At 53.5% G+C, this 17,704-nt stretch carries 19 protein-coding genes; 9 read left to right on the top strand and 10 right to left on the bottom strand.

What is annotated here, in order from left to right; genetic code table 11:
* Window positions 1-72: 72 nt before the first annotated feature.
* Window positions 73-1,158: a GGDEF domain-containing protein gene (locus BS29_RS12815; RefSeq protein ID WP_229954028.1), complete on the bottom strand. Its 1,086-nt coding sequence runs from the start codon at window positions 1,156-1,158 to the stop codon at window positions 73-75.
* A gap of 1 nt (window position 1,159) precedes the next feature.
* Entirely contained in the window at window positions 1,160-2,581 is a 1,422-nt protein-coding gene (gene sthA / locus BS29_RS12820) for a Si-specific NAD(P)(+) transhydrogenase (protein ID WP_229954029.1), read from the bottom strand.
* Between the two features lie 317 nt (window positions 2,582-2,898).
* On the opposite strand from sthA, the gene BS29_RS12825 reads away from it, so the two are divergent.
* Window positions 2,899-3,057, top strand: coding sequence for a hypothetical protein (locus BS29_RS12825; protein ID WP_229954030.1), 159 nt, complete (start codon window positions 2,899-2,901; stop codon window positions 3,055-3,057).
* 22 nt (window positions 3,058-3,079) lie between these two features.
* Here the strand turns inward: BS29_RS12825 and BS29_RS12830 are convergent, their stop codons facing one another.
* From BS29_RS12830 to BS29_RS12845, 4 genes are all read right to left on the bottom strand, one after another.
* A complete protein-coding gene (locus BS29_RS12830) occupies window positions 3,080-3,391 on the bottom strand; it encodes a hypothetical protein (protein WP_229954031.1) in 312 nt (103 codons plus the stop codon).
* Between the two features lie 338 nt (window positions 3,392-3,729).
* Window positions 3,730-4,335, bottom strand: coding sequence for a hypothetical protein (locus tag BS29_RS12835; RefSeq protein WP_229954032.1), 606 nt, complete (start codon window positions 4,333-4,335; stop codon window positions 3,730-3,732).
* A 228-nt stretch (window positions 4,336-4,563) separates the two neighbouring features.
* Window positions 4,564-4,968, bottom strand: a complete 405-nt coding sequence (locus BS29_RS12840; protein ID WP_229954033.1) for a hypothetical protein — start codon at window positions 4,966-4,968, stop codon at window positions 4,564-4,566.
* Between the two features lie 125 nt (window positions 4,969-5,093).
* Window positions 5,094-6,617, bottom strand: a complete 1,524-nt coding sequence (locus tag BS29_RS12845) for an acyl-CoA carboxylase subunit beta (RefSeq protein ID WP_229954034.1) — start codon at window positions 6,615-6,617, stop codon at window positions 5,094-5,096.
* A gap of 123 nt (window positions 6,618-6,740) precedes the next feature.
* On the opposite strand from BS29_RS12845, the gene BS29_RS12850 reads away from it, so the two are divergent.
* Window positions 6,741-7,976, top strand: a complete 1,236-nt coding sequence (locus tag BS29_RS12850; protein ID WP_229954035.1) for a hypothetical protein — start codon at window positions 6,741-6,743, stop codon at window positions 7,974-7,976.
* An 8-nt stretch (window positions 7,977-7,984) separates the two neighbouring features.
* Here BS29_RS12850 and BS29_RS12855 read toward each other — a convergent pair whose 3' ends face one another.
* Together BS29_RS12855 and BS29_RS12860 are read right to left on the bottom strand one after the other, a co-directional pair.
* A complete protein-coding gene (locus BS29_RS12855) occupies window positions 7,985-9,088 on the bottom strand; it encodes an isoaspartyl peptidase/L-asparaginase family protein (protein WP_229954036.1) in 1,104 nt (367 codons plus the stop codon).
* Between the two features lie 80 nt (window positions 9,089-9,168).
* On the bottom strand, window positions 9,169-9,834 hold the full coding sequence (locus tag BS29_RS12860) for an SDR family oxidoreductase (protein ID WP_229954037.1): 666 nt from the start codon (window positions 9,832-9,834) through the stop codon (window positions 9,169-9,171).
* A 117-nt stretch (window positions 9,835-9,951) separates the two neighbouring features.
* Between BS29_RS12860 and ispG the strand changes: the two genes are divergently transcribed.
* Entirely contained in the window at window positions 9,952-11,088 is a 1,137-nt protein-coding gene (gene ispG, locus BS29_RS12865) for a flavodoxin-dependent (E)-4-hydroxy-3-methylbut-2-enyl-diphosphate synthase (protein ID WP_229954038.1), read from the top strand.
* 111 nt (window positions 11,089-11,199) lie between these two features.
* Here the strand turns inward: ispG and BS29_RS12870 are convergent, their stop codons facing one another.
* On the bottom strand, window positions 11,200-11,952 hold the full coding sequence (locus BS29_RS12870; RefSeq protein WP_229954039.1) for a class I SAM-dependent methyltransferase: 753 nt from the start codon (window positions 11,950-11,952) through the stop codon (window positions 11,200-11,202).
* Between the two features lie 140 nt (window positions 11,953-12,092).
* Here BS29_RS12870 and BS29_RS12875 point away from each other — a divergent pair, with 140 nt between their 5' ends.
* The gene (locus BS29_RS12875) at window positions 12,093-12,386 is read left to right on the top strand and encodes a putative quinol monooxygenase (protein WP_229954040.1); all 294 of its coding nucleotides are present in this window, start codon (window positions 12,093-12,095) and stop codon (window positions 12,384-12,386) included.
* A gap of 4 nt (window positions 12,387-12,390) precedes the next feature.
* On the opposite strand, the gene BS29_RS12880 is transcribed toward BS29_RS12875, so the two are convergent.
* Window positions 12,391-12,900, bottom strand: a complete 510-nt coding sequence (locus BS29_RS12880) for an RrF2 family transcriptional regulator (RefSeq protein ID WP_229954041.1) — start codon at window positions 12,898-12,900, stop codon at window positions 12,391-12,393.
* A 139-nt stretch (window positions 12,901-13,039) separates the two neighbouring features.
* Here BS29_RS12880 and BS29_RS12885 point away from each other — a divergent pair, with 139 nt between their 5' ends.
* The 5 genes from BS29_RS12885 to BS29_RS12905 are packed head-to-tail and all read left to right on the top strand — an operon-like array spanning window position 13,040 to window position 17,699.
* The gene (locus BS29_RS12885; protein ID WP_229954042.1) at window positions 13,040-13,966 is read left to right on the top strand and encodes a hypothetical protein; all 927 of its coding nucleotides are present in this window, start codon (window positions 13,040-13,042) and stop codon (window positions 13,964-13,966) included.
* Window positions 13,967-14,024: 58 nt separating this feature from the next.
* A complete protein-coding gene (locus BS29_RS12890; RefSeq protein ID WP_229954043.1) occupies window positions 14,025-15,446 on the top strand; it encodes an NAD(P)-binding protein in 1,422 nt (473 codons plus the stop codon).
* A gap of 1 nt (window position 15,447) precedes the next feature.
* On the top strand, window positions 15,448-15,939 hold the full coding sequence (locus BS29_RS12895; RefSeq protein ID WP_229954044.1) for a thioredoxin family protein: 492 nt from the start codon (window positions 15,448-15,450) through the stop codon (window positions 15,937-15,939).
* Window positions 15,940-15,956: 17 nt separating this feature from the next.
* On the top strand, window positions 15,957-16,694 hold the full coding sequence (gene gspN / locus BS29_RS12900) for a type II secretion system protein N (protein ID WP_229954045.1): 738 nt from the start codon (window positions 15,957-15,959) through the stop codon (window positions 16,692-16,694).
* 3 nt (window positions 16,695-16,697) lie between these two features.
* Window positions 16,698-17,699 (top strand): LLM class flavin-dependent oxidoreductase, encoded by a 1,002-nt coding sequence (locus tag BS29_RS12905; protein WP_229954046.1) that lies wholly within the window; start codon window positions 16,698-16,700, stop codon window positions 17,697-17,699.
* The last annotated feature ends 5 nt before the right edge of the window (window positions 17,700-17,704 follow it).

Below are 17,704 nucleotides of genomic sequence, written 5' to 3' on the forward strand. Positions count from 1 at the left end.
GGGCTTTGCGTTTAGTAAGCATCAACCTCGAAAGGCCAACAAATCAAAAGCTCTCATACTTAGGCGGTCGGCTCAAAGGTCATTGGAATAGGTGAGCACTTGGTTACGACCTTGGGATTTTGCCTCATACAGCGCCAGATCTGCCTTGCGAAGGATTGAGCGCTTCGTGTCAGATTCCAGACATTCCGCAACGCCAACAGAGAAGGTTACCGTCCCAAGAGCCTTACCGGACTCTACGTCAACAAGTGAGCGCGATGCCAAGGCTTCCCGGCATTTATTGATCCGGTCACAGACGTCCTTAATGTCTTCATCCTCAAAAATAACAGCAAACTCTTCACCACCATAACGAGACGTGTGACAGCGACTGTTGGACAGAGTCTCCAATTCTTCCGCAACAAGCCGAAGAACGCGATCCCCGCATTCATGGCCAAATGTGTCATTGATCTTCTTGAAATGGTCAATATCGATAAACGCCAGCACCAGAGGCTGCCCCTTATCAACAAGCTTTTGCAGAACCTCATCCAGAGTTCGTTCAAATTTTCGTCTGTTTGCCAGCTTCGTCAGCTGGTCGAAATCTGCTTCGTTCCTCGCCTGCTCCAATTCATTTTGCAGGTTTGCCAATTTCTTGTTGGTTTCATTAATCTGTTCACGATTTTCACGCGTCGATTCAACCATCAACTGAGAAAGATCGAGCAATTTTTGAATGGCAGCATCGATATCGCCCGAACGCGATCGAATAGTGTCCGCCTGCTCCATCAGATTGGTTTCGCATTCGATGGTATTTTTATTGCCATCGTCGATAATTTGAGTGGTGGCGCGAATATGTTCAATCGCCTCCATCAAAATCTTGTCAATCTGGACTCCAATGTCCGAACGCAAATATTTCTCATGCAGTTCCTGGGCCGAAGCATTATTCAAGCGCCCTGCCGAAGACAGGCCTACAATCTCATTTTTCAGGCTAGTCTTGCCACCACAGATATATTCCCACGCCAATTCTAGATTGCATGAGGACAAAGCAAGATTATGCTGACGAATAAAGCTGGCTATTGCGTAGATGGGAGTGCGCTTCCCATCATCCTCAATACATACAGGGCATGATTCATCACCGTCATTTTCGCGGAAATAGCTTTCCAGTATATTTTTGATATCGATTTTCATTTTACGCTCGCAGTCTGGTTTGAGGCATACGGTTATATGCGTCTAGCGCAGCGACCTTGTATGCTTCGGCTAATGTTGGAAAATTGAATACTGTTCCGGACAAATAGTCGATCCCGCCGTTCAGGTTCAGAACGGCCTGACCTATATGGATGAGTTCTGTTGCCCCCTCACCAACGATATGGACGCCCAGTAGTTTTCGATCGTTCAGGTCAAAAATGCATTTAAGCAACCCTTTGCAATTGCCCAATATATGACCGCGTGATGTTTCCTGAAAACGGGCGATGCCGATTTCAACCTGCATTCCTTTACTCCGTGCTTCATCTTCCGACATGCCAATGCTGGCAATTTCTGGTATCGAATAGATACCCAGCGGAAAACTATGTTCAGAAGATTTGATCGGGTGGCCAAAGGCATGGCATGCGGCAAGTCGCCCCTGTTCCATGGATGTTGATGCAAGTGCCGGGAAGCCAATAATGTCGCCGGCCGCATAAATATGGGACTGCGACGTTTGCAGCGTTTCCGGATCTACGGTCAAACGCCCCCGACTGTCTGGCTCTATGCCGATTTTTTCAAGGCCCAGCTTGTCGACTGCACCGACACGGCCTGCCGTAAAGAGCAACATCTCTGATCTGAGTTGGCGGCCGTCATCCAGTTCGACTTGTGGGTTACCATTCTTGTCCACATCGATTGTCTTGATTGATCGCCCAAGACGAAGGCTGATCCCGCGTTCAGAGAGTTGATGCGTAAAATTGGCTATAATATCACGATCAATAAATTCGAGAATATTTTCCCGCGCTTCTACGACCGTAACCGGGATCTCGAGCGTCGAAAATATTGTAGCATATTCTAATCCGATAACGCCGCCACCAACGACGACAATGGATTTTGGCATCGGCATATTGGCAGCGATTGAATCACTATCGACAATTGTGGAACCGTTAAATGGAATATGCTTTGGTCGATAAGGCTTTGTTCCGACCGCAATAAGGAACTTTTCAGCAGTAACAGTGTAGGTTGTTGTCTTTCCTTGAACCGATTGCGATACTGATAATTTATTGGGTCCTGCAAATTTCGCGCGCCCCTTCAGTGTTTCGATATTATTGCGAGACAGTTGACTGTCGATAACTTCAACCTCATCACCCAACGTTGTCGAAAGTCTGGAAGAAATTGAGTCCCGGGTTACATCCGGGCCGCTGCGCTGACGCCCAGATTTGAAATATTGATCACGCCACCCTGTAACCGACAGCACAGATTCTCGGATCGTTTTGGATGGCAAGGTGCCAGTATGTACCGACACGCCTCCAATTTTCTTTTGATCATCGACAATCGCAACGGTCTTGCCGAGTTTCGATGCCTGTATTGCTGCTCTTCGGCCTGCTGGACCGCCCCCAATTACCACGAAATCATAGTCAAAATCAGTCATGTCGTCCCCTTTCGTGCTATGGTTAACGGCGACAAAGAGAAACATTAAATGCCAAGCTGCAGCGGCAACGCAATTTAGTGAAATTCCCGACGTTTCGAAAAGAGGATTTGATGAACGGATAGTTCAGTGTTCATGTCCGTTTTTGGGATTCAATTCGACGTTTACTTCATCTGACAATTGCGCGGGTATTTTTTGTTGAAATTGCAACGAGTTGCAATTAATGCCTGTCGCCATAACAGAGACATCAGTCCGTACAACTACTTGAAACATGGTCGAAATTAGACTTGTTGCCCCGAGGAAAGGCACCGTCGATACATATGAGTAACAGTAATAAAATCGACATTCTCAAATTGATTGAAGAGCTCGGAGATATCCTCGCGTTATTGGACAAAACTGATCATTCAATCGCGGCCATAAAGGTTGAGGAAGCCATTGATGCACTAAAACAAGTTGCTGACGACAACAGAGGCGATTGAGAACAATATTCATTCTTTGCCATCACTGCATCTCGTAGATCATCAAGACACAATTTTTGATCATCTTTCGAACTTCAGGATCACAATCCTGCTGACTAACATCCAACAGATTTTGATCCATCTGCTTTTCCGTCTTTGAAAAATTTTCTGGCCGGATCTCAATCCGCTTATAAATTTGAGCTCTTACATAGACTGTCGCGGATGATGCTTTTTTCCGTGTATCGCTTTTTTCTGCCTTTGCCGGTGTCAAAGCAACAATTGCCAACAATCCGGCCAGGGTGAAACTGATACCCGCCGAGCGAGACAATATCCGGCTTTGCGGAAGGTGGTGCATGTCGCCGTTTCCTGATGCTAAAATGGATCAGGATTATCAACGGCATTTATCGCAGATTTTTAAGTGATGGGAGCGTGGTCATTCTCTCATGCGGTGGCATTACTGATACCGCGATTGCTCTTAGTATCGGGCACCTTCAAAGAAATTTTTGGGCGGGGGTTAATTGCCGTCTGGAAGGCCCGTAAATTGATTTGGGCACCTTAGGCGCCTCGACTGTTAAATCCTGCGTTAATCATCCCCACAATGAGCGGGAATTTTAGCATCAACTTGAAGGGAGCGATCCTGCTGGTCCTTATTGGATCGCTCCCTTCTAAAGTTCGTTCTAAATCGACTTATATTCAGGCAGCGTGCGCAGCATCAGAATCTAATTTCTCCGTCGCCCATAGCTTCAAATCCCGGATGATATTCTTCTTCGAACCGGACACGTTCGCGAAAATGGCATTCAGAGTGGCCGCCAAAAACTGTCGCAGATCGATGAGTGCATAAGGTGACTGATGTGCATCCAGACCTTCGCTTGACAGAATCTGCATCATGTCCTGATGAGACAATAGTTTCACAGTCTGGCTCCAATCATCTTCTGCCTTGAGCGACATCAGGTTGGACAGCTCGACAATCAAAAAGCATTTAAACTCTGAGCTTTCTTCGTTCTGGTCACCCAATGCAACACTGGCCACAGTTGACATAAACACATCTTCAAATTTGGTGATTTCATTCACGCTTCGATCAGGCGTGGAGCCAATTTCCAGGCAATCCAGCGCAAGGCCGATCAAGAAAAGATCCCGCCATGAATAGGCAACCATATTGCCTTTACCAGTGTTGGCACCAGCCGGGAAACCAAGACGCTGAAAATGCTGCAACCGACCACGAAACGCATTTTTCTTGTCGGGAATGATTTTGTGCTTTTCAGAAAAAATCTCTAAAATTTCAGCATATGAAAATTGCATAGAACGCCCATTTCCTGACATTTTTGACCATGATCGAAAATATGCTGAATAATAATGTTCTTGTTTGCAATTTAGCAAATGATGTTGCGCCCAAAATGGTTTTATTTAGCGCTATCTTGATCAGCCAGCTAGTTCAGAGATTACTCTCTCTTTCCTGCTTATTCACACGTTTAACAATGATAATTATTTTCTCCGACCCACTCAGCATGTTGTGAGCCAGTGGCGAAGCTACTGACCAGCCTGACGCCGCTCATCAAACCATTGCCGCAGCAGCGCAGCCCGACATCCGGACCAGCCATTGGTGCCAACAACCGAGCAACTATTGGGGCGCTCGGTGCGAGCCGCGTCTTCATGAGATGCAACGGTCGAGGACCAGCTTTGTTCGCCTGCTTTTTCCTCTTCCGCTTGCCTCAACTCCTTGGGGATCCGGTAACGCTCAGATTCCGGCCGTTTGGCGCAAACGACGATCTCATCGGGCTGCCCTTCGGGGCAAATATCATCGCCATAGGTTACGAGAACGGAAATCCGCTCCGGCGTATCTTCCGATTTCGCATCTTCGGCAGCGGCATTCGCGCTCCACAATAGGCCTGCCATCAGGATGAAACCGGTTTTCGAAATATGCACAAGGGACATGATATTACCTTTCAGCCTTTCGGCTTTTAGACGAACGTCCCAGTAACAGACACGAAATGTGATAATATTATGGATGTTGCGGCAGGCTGAATGAGCCGGATTATTTCATCACAACCGCAATCTGATCATTCCCCTGCCAGTTTCCGCCACGCCAGATCGGCAAATTCGCACAATAATGGCCGGGTTTCGCGCGGATCGATGATATCCTCAACGCTGAATTGCTCTGCCGTACGGAAAGGTGAGGTGACTTGATTGAGCTTGGCTTTGATCTCTTCCAGTCGCGCGGCTGGATCTTCGGATGCTTCGATATCCGCCTTATAGGCGACCTCCAACCCGCCAGCGATAGGCAGTGACCCCCAGTCTCCGCTAGGCCAGGCAAAGCGATATTGGAAATTCTCCGCATTGGACATCGCGCTGCCCGCAATTCCATAGGCGCGCCGCACAATGATGCTCGCCCACGGCACGGTCGCCTTATAAACCGCATTCATCGCCTGCACGCCATAGCGGATAGTGCCGGTCCGCTCGGCATCTTCACCGATCATAAAGCCGGGATTGTCGACCAGATGCACCACCGGCAGGCGAAACTGGTCCGCAAGCTTGGCAAAACGCTCAACCTTTTCCGATGACTTGGCTTCCCAGCTACCGCCCAAAAAACTGGGATCATTGGCCAGCACCGCGACCGGATAGCCATCCAGCCGCGCAAAAGCGGTGATCGCAGCCCTGCCCCAACGCTTGCCCATTTCGAAAACCGAACCTTTATCGAAAACGGAATCCATGATCTTGCGCATGGAATAAACTTGCTTGTCGCCGCGCGGAACGGTCGAGAGCAAGGCTTCGTCGCGGCGACTGGCGGGGTCGCCAGTAACCACCCGCTCGGCGCGCTGGTTGATATTGCTCGGCAGGTAGGAGAGGAATTTGCGCGCCGTGGCAAAGGCTTCCGCCTCGCTGCCGACCTCTTCATCGACCACACCGTTGCGGGCATGAATCTCGCTGCCGCCCAGTTCTTCCTTAGTCAGATTATCGCCAATGGCCGCCGCTACAGCGGGACCAGCGGCAAATAGCTGCGATAATCCGCGCACCATGATCGAATAGTGGCTGGCCACCGTGCGCGCCGCGCCCATGCCCGCTGTAGGCCCGAGCGCCAGTGCTACCACCGGCACAGTTTCCTGGTTTTTGATGATATCTTCCCAGCCAGGAACCGCAGGTACATAGGTAAAGCCCATATCCTCCAGCGATTTAACCGATCCACCGCCGCCCGTACCATCAATCATCCGAATCATTGGTATGCCCAGCGTATGGGCCATTTTTTCGCATTGCGTAAATTTGCGGTGGAGCGCGGCATCAGCGGCACCACCGCGGACGGTAAAATCATCGGCGCTGGCGACCACCGGTCGTCCTTCGATATTCGCCCGGCCAAAGATCAGGTTGCTCGGCGCAAAATCCTCGAACTCGGCCTTGTCATTATAAGTCCCACGTCCGGCAATCTTGCCGATCTCGCGAAAGCTGCCATCATCGACAATCCCGGCAATCCTCGCTCGCGCGTCAAGCTTACCCCGCCCATGCTGGCGAGAGACCTTTTCTTCCCCGCCCATTTTTTCCGCAAGGCGCTGCCGCTCGTGCAGCTCTTCAATTTCCGGTTTCCATGTCATTCTCCGGGTTTAACCGAGTGATTAAGCGAGGGGAAGCGGGAAATTGCGACCGCTCTTAAAGATGGATTTACAATAACTGTATTAGTGTTATAAATCACCAAATCAATATGCAGGAGGCAAGATATGCGGAGATTTTTTGCGGTACTATCCGGAATAGGCGCGCTGGCACTCACGACGCCAGTGGCCGCGCAAGATACGCCACCGACAGAGCCGGAAATCCCGGTCTGGGAAATTTCCTTCGGGCCGGATGGCTTGTCCGGTCCCGGCGCTGATGTCCTGCGCGAAGAGATAGCAAGATCGCAATTTGTCGCGCTGGGTGAGGATCATGGATTTGCCGACACCCCTCAACTGGGCCGCGGTCTGGCCGCCGAAATGAAGAAACATGGTCGCACTTATCATGCCGTCGAAATCGGCCCTTGGTCGAACAAGGCCGTGCAGCAAGCCCTGCGGACCGATGGCGTAACCGGTGTCGCTACGTTAGTCGCGGGCAAGCCGATTGCCATCCCCTTTGTCAGCAGTCGCGAAGATGCTCTGCTCGCCAATGATTTTGCCGAACCGGAGGGCACCGTGGATCTATGGGGTATTGATCAGGAATTTATCGGCGCACCAACGATCCTGCTGGAGGAGTTAAAAGCCATGGCCCCCAATGCCGTCGCCCGTGAGGCCGCGGATAGCTTGCTACAGAAAGATCTCGCAGCCGTGGCAGCCGCTGATCAGGGAAACCTGCTGATGTTGTCAGCACCGCCCGCGACCTTTACCGAGCTGCGTGCCAAATTTACAGGCTCGCCGGAAGCACAAGCGATTATCGACTCTCTAGCGGAAAGCGCTGTCATTTATCAGCACAATAATGCCCGCCGCTATTTCGCCAATAATGCCGACCGCATCACCCTGATGCACCGCTTGTTTTTGCAGCAATATCACGAAGCAGAAGAGCCTGCGCCGCGTGTACTGCTAAAAATGGGTGCCTATCACCTCGGGCGCGGGACGACACCGACCAAGATGTTCGATATCGGATCGCTACTCCCGGGACTTGCCGCCGCTAACCGAATGCAATCACTGCACATCGCTTTCAGCGGTCTGAGCGGTGAGCAACTGACGATGCGGCCTTCACCGGAAGGCTATACGCAAGTGAAAGCGGTGGATGACAAGATCATAACGCCCATCCTCGAAGCGGTGCAGATTGACAGCGCCCGGATCGGCGATACGGGCCATTATCTCATTCCGCTCGAGCCGATCCGGCGCAAGCTGGAAAGCAAGGGGATTAACGAACTGTCGACCTTCGGTAAATTTGTGGTGCTAGGCTTTGACTATATCGTCACGACCAAAGCGGCAAAGGCAGCGACGCCGATGGGGGAGTAGTTAGCCCCTTATTCCTCGTCCCCGTAGATCGACACGCTCATCGTGCCATCGCTGGTCGCCCGGCCGCGATACATGCCGGGGGTATTGAAACTGTAACCGGCCTGGCCCCATGGCGTGGCGAAGATAATCCCTCCGGTGCCGCCAATCTGGCCGAGTTCCGCGATAACGTCGTCGGCAATTTTCTGGACCTCTGTGGGGGGCAGAGCAAATTCGCTGGCGTGGACATAATATTCGGGCACGCCGTCTTTATCCGTGGGAACGGTCGCTTGAACTTCATCTCTTGCCGCAAGAAAACGCGTCCAGATACGGCTACATATTTCGTGAGCGACACCCAACCGGATAAAATATTCGCCAGCGCCAGTAGCTGATATCGCGCAACTGCGATTTCGCGCATAGGTTCCCGCTCCGATAACCGGACTGTCGCCGATCCGGCCCCAGCGTTTACCAGTCATACCGCCGGTGCTGGTTCCTGCTGCCATATTGCCTTTGCTGTCCATTGCCACGGCGCCCACGGTGCCGAATTTGTAATCAACATCAGTTGCGCTGACTTCCTTTGCGAGCACATCTTCAATCTGTTTGAGACGGCGCGGCGTGGCGTAATAGTCAGGTGTCGCCTGCTCCAACCCCTGTTCGCGGCTGAACTGATCCGCTCCTTTACCAGACAGCATGACATGCGGGCTATTGTCTTTGACCGCGCGGGCCAGCAAAATCGGGTTTTTCGTGGCTGTGACTCCAGCCACAGCGCCGGCAGTCAGGTCACTCCCGTCCATGATGCTGGCGTCCAGCTCGTTGGTCTTGTCCCACGTGAATACGGCGCCCTTGCCCGCGTTGAAATTCGGGTCATTTTCCAAGAGCACGATCGTGGCGGTAATCGCCTCCATCGCGCTGCCGCCGGCTTTCAGGATTTTGGACCCTTCGGCCAAAGCTGCGTTAAGAGCCGCACGAATTTCAGCGTCTTTCTCCGGTGTAATATTTTCGCGTTCGATTGTTCCCGCACCGCCGTGAATGGCGATTGACCAGCTTGCTTCTTCATCAGATTGCGCGGCTGCCGTGCTGCTGAAGGCCAATGCGGCCATAGCTAAAACCGGCGCGATGATTGCGAATTTGGACATGATGCGGCTCCTTTTCGCAAAGGTTTAGCACCAATCGCCAGAGCCGCAACCATTGTCCTGTGTCCGCGCACCATGAAGAATTACCAAGGGATTTCGCGGCCGCTATAGTCATGGAAAGCCCCGGTCTGCGAATGATCCAGATTGTCGATAACCTGCCGCATGCCGTTCACGCTTTCCTGCGGCGTCAGGTCGGCATTAGGACCGCCCATATCGGTCTGGACCCAACCAGGATGCATCATGGTTAGCGTCAGGCCTTCATCCTTCCACTGGTTCGACAGGGATTTCCAAGCCTGGTTCACGGCTGCCTTGCTTGAGCGATAATACATCATTTCGCCGCTTTCATTCTCGGCAATGCTGCCAACCTGGCTGGAGATCACGACCATTTTCTTGTCGTTCGACTGGGCAACATTGTTTTTCAGGATATTGGCAAGCTTCACTGGCGCAACGACATTAATGTTCATCAGCTCCAGCCAGCCATCGCGGTCGAACTCATGGGGACCGAAAATACCAGCATTATTGACATAGAGATCGATCGGCTGGTCGCCCAATTCCTGAGCAAAGCTCTCGATACTGGCATCATCTGTTGCATCAAGCTGCATGGTCTTCACATTGTCGATCGCGTTCAGCTCGGTCGCCTTTTCCGGTTCCCGTGCGGTGCCGATGACTTCCCAGCCATTATCCGCATATTGTTTGGCCATTTCCAGCCCGATGCCGCGATTGGCACCGGCGATCAAAACAGTTCCCATGATGTTTTCCTTTCCAATATTGTGCTTTTTTGGGTACCAGACGCAATCGCCACTCGCACCCGCGCTATGAAACCGCTATATAGCATGGTACGAGCAATATTGTGACAGGTTCCCATCATGACAGCCGACAATCCTTCCTTGCGTCCCTGGCGCGACATAGAGCGCCGCAAGAGCCGCCAGATCATGGTCGGCGACGTACCGGTGGGCGGGGATGCGCCGATTACCGTGCAGACGATGACCAATACGCTGACCAGCGATCCCAAGGCGACAATTGACCAGATCCGCCGTTGTGAAGAAGCCGGTGTCGATATCATCCGGGTGTCCTGCCCCGATGTCGAGAGTACGACCGCGCTCAAGCAAATCGTCCGCGCCAGCCGTGTGCCGATCGTGGCGGATATTCACTTTCATTATAAGCGCGGCATCGAAGCCGCCGAGGCGGGCGCGGCCTGCTTGCGGATCAATCCCGGCAATATTGGCAGCGCAGAGCGGGTCAAGGAAGTGGTCGATGCGGCCAAGGCCAATGGCTGCGCCATCCGTATCGGGGTGAATGCCGGCAGTCTGGACAAAAACCTGCTCGAAAAATATGGCGAGCCCTGTCCCGAGGCGCTGGTCGAAAGCGCGCTCGATCACATCAAGATTCTGCAGGATCATGATTTTCACGAATATAAGGTTGCGGTCAAAGCGTCTGACGTGTTTCTGGCGGTGGCGGCTTACTCGCAGCTGGCCGATGCGGTGGATTGCCCACTGCATCTCGGCATTACCGAAGCAGGTGGCCTGATCGGCGGTACGGTCAAAAGTTCCATCGGCATGGGTAATCTGCTCTGGGCCGGTATTGGCGACACGATCCGAGTCAGCCTGTCGGCTGAACCGGAAGAGGAAGTCCGCGTTGGCTATGAAATGCTCAAAGCGCTAGGTCTGCGCACTCGCGGTGTGCGTGTGGTGAGTTGTCCCAGCTGTGCGCGGCAGGGCTTTGACGTGATCCGCACCGTGCAGACCTTGGAAGAACGCCTGCAGCATATCCGCACGCCCTTGTCACTCTCAGTCCTCGGCTGTGTTGTTAACGGTCCGGGCGAAGCGCGCGAAACCGACATCGGCATTACCGGCGGCGGCGCGGGCAAACATATGGTGTACCTGTCCGGCGTGACCGACCATCATGTCGCTGATGGCGATATGGTCGACCATATCGTGAAGCTGGTCGAAGACAAGGCGGCCGAGATTGAAGCGGCGACGGAACAGGTGGAAGCGGCAGAGTAAGCGCCCACTTTTCAACATCCAGACCATCGTCATCCTGAACTTGTTTCAGGATCTCCTCGAGGTGCGTGTGCAAGTCAGATCCTGAAACAAGTTCAGGATGACGGATGTATCTCACTGACGCCTTTTCCCGCTGATCAGATAGGCCATATCCCAGGCAATCGGACTGGCTAGCTGACGCTCCTCAACAAGACGCTGTGCCAGACTATCGGGCTGGATCGTTTCCCGGTCTGCAACCCCCGCATCGATCACCCTGTCCACCATGTAACTGGCGATATCTTCAATCCCCTGTCCATCACCGGAACCCAGCATGATCGCCTCTGCCCGATAATCATCGATCCCCAGCCCAGCCTGCTTGAACAGTTTCGGAAGATCGAGACCCATGGTGATGGTGCCTTGCTCTGCCGCAATGGTGCGCCACATCCAGTCATGGGCTTGCCGATGTTGCGGTATCGGCTGCGCTGCAAAGGGCATACCGATCGCGCTATGTTCCTGAAAGATCATCAGGCCATCCGGCTTGAGCAAAGCGGCCAATCGCCGCACCGTTTCCCCTGCGTCCGGCAGGTACATTAAGATGCGGCGACCAACGATGGCATCGAACGGCTCCCAATCCGGCAGGCGTCTAGCCAGATCAACATTCTCATAAGTGATGCCAGCTTGACGCGGGTCAGCAGTCTGATCCCTAGCTTCGGCAAGCCGGTCATCACTGCTATCAACGCCATGGATATGGCCCTTCTTCCCGACCAGCTCAGCCAACTCGCGCGTTAAATGGCCGTTCGCACAGCCGATGTCCAAAACCCGAATACCTGGCTTCAAACCAGCATCGCGCAAAAATCGAGATGTTGGAACGTTGCTTGGATTGATCATAGACACCTTATCCCAATATGATATGTTATATCATACTATCAACGTATTTCTATTCAAGTGATTTTTGGCTTGCCACGGTACGGGAAGGCGTTGAAAATGACCGGCATAGGGGGGCCAATCAAACATCAAGTCTGGAACCTATGACAAACACCTTATTCGGCTTCGCCAAAATTACCCCAAAATCCGAACACCATGCCGATGCGCAGAACGCCATCCTTGCCATCGTCGAAGAAACCCGCGCGGAGCCTGGCTGCATCCAATTTACCGTCTTGGCTGATTCGGATCAGGGTCACATTTTCCTTTATGAAGAGTGGCAGGATGAAGCTGCCCTAAAAGAGCATCATGGCAAGCCCTATACCAAAGCGGTGATGGACAATTATGACAATTGGCTGGCCGAACCCTTGCGGTTCGAGACAATGGCCAAGCTTATATAATCGGTCAGGCGCTTTTCTCGCTCAGCGGTTCAGCCTCTGCATTGAGCCAGTTCATCATGGCAAGCAGATGATCCGGCTCTGAATCTTTGACAACCTGGCCTGCCAGGTCAGCCAGAGAAACTGCGGTAAGACTGTCTCGAAAGGCTTGCTCCGCTGAAGCAAAAGCGGCGGCAATCTGGCAGGGCCGTTTGCAGTCTTCGGGTTTCAGACCGCATGGTCCATTTTGGCGAATTTCGGTGCACCTAAATGCTGGTCCTTTGCCATCAACCGCCGCGGTAATATCCCATAAAGTAATCTCGTCCGCCGGTTTGGCGAGACGATATCCACCATGCGCGCCGCGTGAGGTTTTCGCGATCCCTGCCTTGCTGAGCGCTTGCAGCTGTTTCGCCATGTAGGCGGCCGGAACATCATGAAAGCGCGCCAAAGCTTCCGCTTTCAGGCCGCGACCGGGCGGCAAGCCGTTCAGCAACGCGGCGGCATGGGCCGCCCATTCAACACCCTTGGAAATCTGCATAGCTTACCTGTTTTCTCATCATATTCCGATATTTTATATCCGAATAAAGCCAGAGCGGCAATTTTCGAGCGCCCGATTGACAAAATATTTAATTCGGATATTTGTTGTCTGAATTAAATATACTGATGGAGAAACGCACATGTTGACGGGAAAACCGGATTTTCTGGATCGTCTGGCACAAGGACTTGTCCTGCTGGTCGGTATATTCGCGCTGCTGTTCGGGCTGTTCATGATCATTGCGCCACTTGATTGGTATACCGCCATTCCAACGGTGATCACGACCGGACCTCCAAACAAGCATTTCATTCGCGACATAGGAATTGCCTATGCGGCCTGTGGGATCATCTTGCTTTATGCTGGTGCCAGCCTGCATATGCGCTGGCTAGGCGCACTTGCCGGTGCGCTATGGCTGTCGCTGCATGGCGTATTGCATATCTACGAGGTGGCCGTTGGCATCTGTTCGCCGGATATTTTCTGGGCGGATGCGCCCGGTGTCCTGGGCCCGCCGCTTTTGGTACTGGCCGCCCTCACCATCTTGTTTGTCCGCCAGCGCATAGCGCCAGCTGGTATTCCCAATCGGCTGTTCCTGAACGCGGTTGATCGTATGACGCCCGGCGAAAGCGCCTATATACACGAGATAGCAAGCGCGCCCGGGCACATGCTCGAAAAATTCAAACATTTCATGCCCGCCAGCAATCATCGCCATGAAGCGGATGCTGGTCTGTTGTCCGCCGCGCGTATTGGTGCAGTGCTGGTTGAAGACTGCGGCCCCTGTGCAATTACAGCAGCACAAGGCGCATTGGCGGAAGGATTGCCGCGAGATGAGGTCAACACCATGCTCACAGGCAATCTGAACGGCGATAACAAGCTGGCTTTTGATTTTGGTCAAGCCATTGCCCGGCAGTCGGCCGAGGCGGATGATCTGGGGCTAAGCATTGAGCAGCGGTTCGGACGCGGCGTCCGGCGGGAACTGGCGATGGCCGCAGCGATGGTGAGAGCCTATCCTGCCATGAAACGCGGACTGGGGATGACAACCGCCTGCTCTCTCACCCCACTGGAAGTTTGATTGCCCTCTAGCATATAAGTCCCTAAGAAATCGGATAATCGATTGAAGGGACTTTTCTATGGCGACTGCCGAAACGGATTATCTGATTGTCGGCAGCGGTGCCGTCGGCATGGCTTTTGCTGACACGCTGCTCGAGGAAAGCGATGCGCATATCACAATTGTTGACCGGCATGGCAAACCCGGTGGGCACTGGAACGATGCCTATCCCTTTGTCGCCCTGCACCAGCCATCCGCCTTTTATGGCGTGAACTCGACCGAACTGGGCAGCGGAGAGATCGATACGACTGGCTTGAACAAAGGCTATTATGAACTTTCTACCGGAGCCGAGGTCAACAGCTATTTCGAGAAAGTGATGCACCAGCGCTTCATACCGAGCGGCCGGGTCAGCTATCACCCGATGTGTGATTATATCGGTTCCGAAAATGGTTGCGGTAAATTTGTGTCGCTACTTTCGGGTCAGGAAAGCGAAGTTAAAATCCGCAAGAAAACCGTCGATGCCACTTATTATGGCACCACGGTGCCATCGACCCACACGCCCAAATTTGAAGTCGGTGAAGGCGTCAAAATGATTCCGCCCAACGGCTTGCCGCAACTTTGGCAAGGCACCGGACCGCGGCCAAAGAAATTCGTCATCCTTGGTGCAGGCAAGACCGCGATGGATGTCGGCGTCTGGTTGCTGCGCTCGGGCGCTGACCCGGATGATATCGTCTGGATCTGCCCGCGCGACAGCTGGCTGCTCAACCGGAATCATACCCAGCCCGGTCAGGAATTTTTTCACGAAACCATCGGTGGCCAAAGAGATTTGATGGCGGCGATTGCAGCGGCGGAAACTGCCGATGATCTGTTCCTGCGCCTCGAGGCGTGCGGCGTCATGCTGCGCATCGATCCCGAAGCAACACCCAGCATGTTCCACTATGCCACCATCTCCCAGGGCGAAGTCGATATCCTGCGGCGGATTAAAAACGTCGTGCGCATGGGTCATGTCGAAACCATTAATCAGGGCGGTATGCTTCTGAAAGACGGCGACTATCCGATGCCGGCGGAGACGCTCTATATCAACTGTACCGCCACCGCTGTTGAACGCCGTCCGGTGGTGCCGCAATTTCAGGATGGTTTGATCACATTGCAGATGATCCGTGTTCCGCAGCCGGCTTTCAGCGCAGCACTCAGCGCTTTTCTTGAGGTCACTTATGATGATGACGAGGCCAAGAACCGGCTCGGCCAACCGGTGCCTTTGCCCGATGGTATCGAAACATATCCGGGCGCAACGATGGTGAATATGATGAACCAGTTTCAGTGGTCACAGGACAAGATCGTCAACAAATGGATCACCAAAAGCCGGCTCGATGGATTTGGCAAAATGATCACGGGCGTTGGCGCAGATGACAAAGAGAAAATAGCCATACTCGAAGAATTTCGCGCCAACGCAATGGCAGCTATGGGCAATCTACCCAAATTGATCGCGCAGGCGGGTGGCTGAAATGATGAAATATATCTTCTTCGCGGCTGGCTTGGCATTGGCAGCTCCAGCACTCTCGGCGCCTGATACCGACGGTTCTGCGGCAGAACATCCCGAAGCCAGGCCCTATGAAAAGGATGCCAATGCATCGCAAAATGTCGATGCTGCCCTCACCCGCGCTGTGGCAGCAGACAAGCGCGTCCTGCTCGTCATGGGGGCCAACTGGTGCCATGATAGCCGAGGGCTTGCTGGCTGGTTTGAAAAGCCACGCTTTGCCGCAATGCTGAAGTCCAAATATGAAGTCGTTTATGTCGATGTCGGGCAACGCGATCGCAATATCGATATTGCACAGCGGTTCGGCATTGAAAAGATTGTCGGCACGCCAACCGTGCTCGTACTCTCCCCGCGTGGCGCCCTGCTCAATCCGAAGTCCGCACCCACATGGCGCAATGCAGCCAGCCGAGATGAAGCAGATATTTTTGCTTATTTTGATCAGTTTACGCCTGAGCTGTAATAGGGAATCTGAAATAGATGGGAAAGCAGGTACCGCGCGCGTTGATCTATATTTTGATTATAATCGGCCTGATCATATTGGCTCTGATCTTCATGCCACTGAAGCTCGCGGTCAGTATGGCGGGATTGGAAGATTCGAAATTTTCTGCACGCGAGATTAGCGGTAGCATCTGGAGCGGCCGGATTGAACAGGCACAGATCGGCCCCCTCGCACTGGGTGATCTCAATGCGGGCGTTCAGTTTTTTCCCTTGCTAACCGGCAAAGTGAAGATGGATCTGGAGCGCCCTGCTGCCCCTGGCGACAATGGCCTGACCGCTACAATCGGGAAACAAGGCAATAGCCTTCTGGTGGAAAATGCAACCAGCACTTTAAGCGTTGGCGGACAACTGGCGCCGCTGCCCGCCTCGAATATTGAATTGGATAATGTCAGTGTCGCCTTTGCCGGTGGCCGCTGCCAGTCGGCCAGCGGAAAAGTACGCTTGTCGCTTGATGCGAATATCCCAGGACTTGATCTCAAACAGGGTCTGCTCGGCAATGCCATGTGTGAAGATGGTGTGCTTGTTCTGCCGTTGGCTAGCGGGTCGGGTATGGAAGAATTAACCATGAAACTGGAAGGCAATGGCTTTTATACTGCGCGTCTCTTCCTAAATGGGAATGATCGCGCGTGGACGCTGCTGCTACCAACGCTGGGATTTCGCAAAGTTCCAAGCGGCTATGCGATCAAGGTGGCCGGGCAGCTAGGACAAAAGAGGTAGATTATGAGCAAGCCTGTGAAATTTTCCATTCTGGACCTGTCGCCGGTACCGCAAGGCTCTGATGTCAAAACCGCTTTGGACCGTTCGCTCGCCCTGGCGCAGCATGGTGAGGCATTGGGTTTTGAACGGTTCTGGATGGCGGAGCATCATGGCATGGCGGGTATTGCCAGTGCCGCGACATCTGTCGCGCTTGCTCATATTGGTGCGGGCACGCAAACCATCCGCATCGGGGCTGGCGGCGTGATGCTGCCCAATCATGCGCCGATGGTGATTGCCGAGCAATTCGGGACGCTGGAAGCGCTGTTTCCCGGCCGGATTGATCTGGGCCTTGGCCGTGCGCCAGGTTCCGACCAGCGGGTGGCACAGGCGCTAAGGCGAAATCTTGATACGGATCCAAACCAGTTCCCGCGCGATGTGGTCGAGCTGCAGGCGCTGCTCGAAGGCGATGAGCGTCTTGGTATTCAGGCGACGCCGGGCGCCGGCGCGAAAATCCCGCTCTATATATTGGGTAGCAGCCTGTTCGGTGCGCAGCTCGCCGCGGCTCTCGGCCTGCCCTATGCCTTTGCCTCGCATTTCGCACCGCAAGCGCTCGACGAAGCGCTGGCCATTTATCGCCGCGATTTCAAACCGTCAGCGCAACTGGCGGAGCCTTATGCCATGTGCGGGTTCAATATTTTCGCAGCCGATACGGATGACGAAGCCGAGCATCTTGCCACATCAATGATGCAAAGCTTTGTGGCGCTGCGCACCGGCAATCCCGGCAAACTGCCGCCTCCGGTGGAGGGCTATCGTGAGAGCCTGCCGCCGCAGGCCCAATCCATGCTTGCACAGATCATGCAGGGCAGCGCCGTTGGTGCTCCCGATGCTGTGCTAAGCAGCGTCCGGGCCTTTCTCGACCGCACACAGGCCGACGAGCTGATCGTCTCCGGTTCGATCTTTGATCAAGCCGCGCGTGAGAAATCCTATGGTCTAGCCGCCGAAGTCCGCGACCTGATCGCCGCCTAAGGCCG

This window comes from Parasphingorhabdus litoris DSM 22379 (assembly GCF_020906275.1).
Lineage (GTDB): Bacteria > Pseudomonadota > Alphaproteobacteria > Sphingomonadales > Sphingomonadaceae > Parasphingorhabdus > Parasphingorhabdus litoris.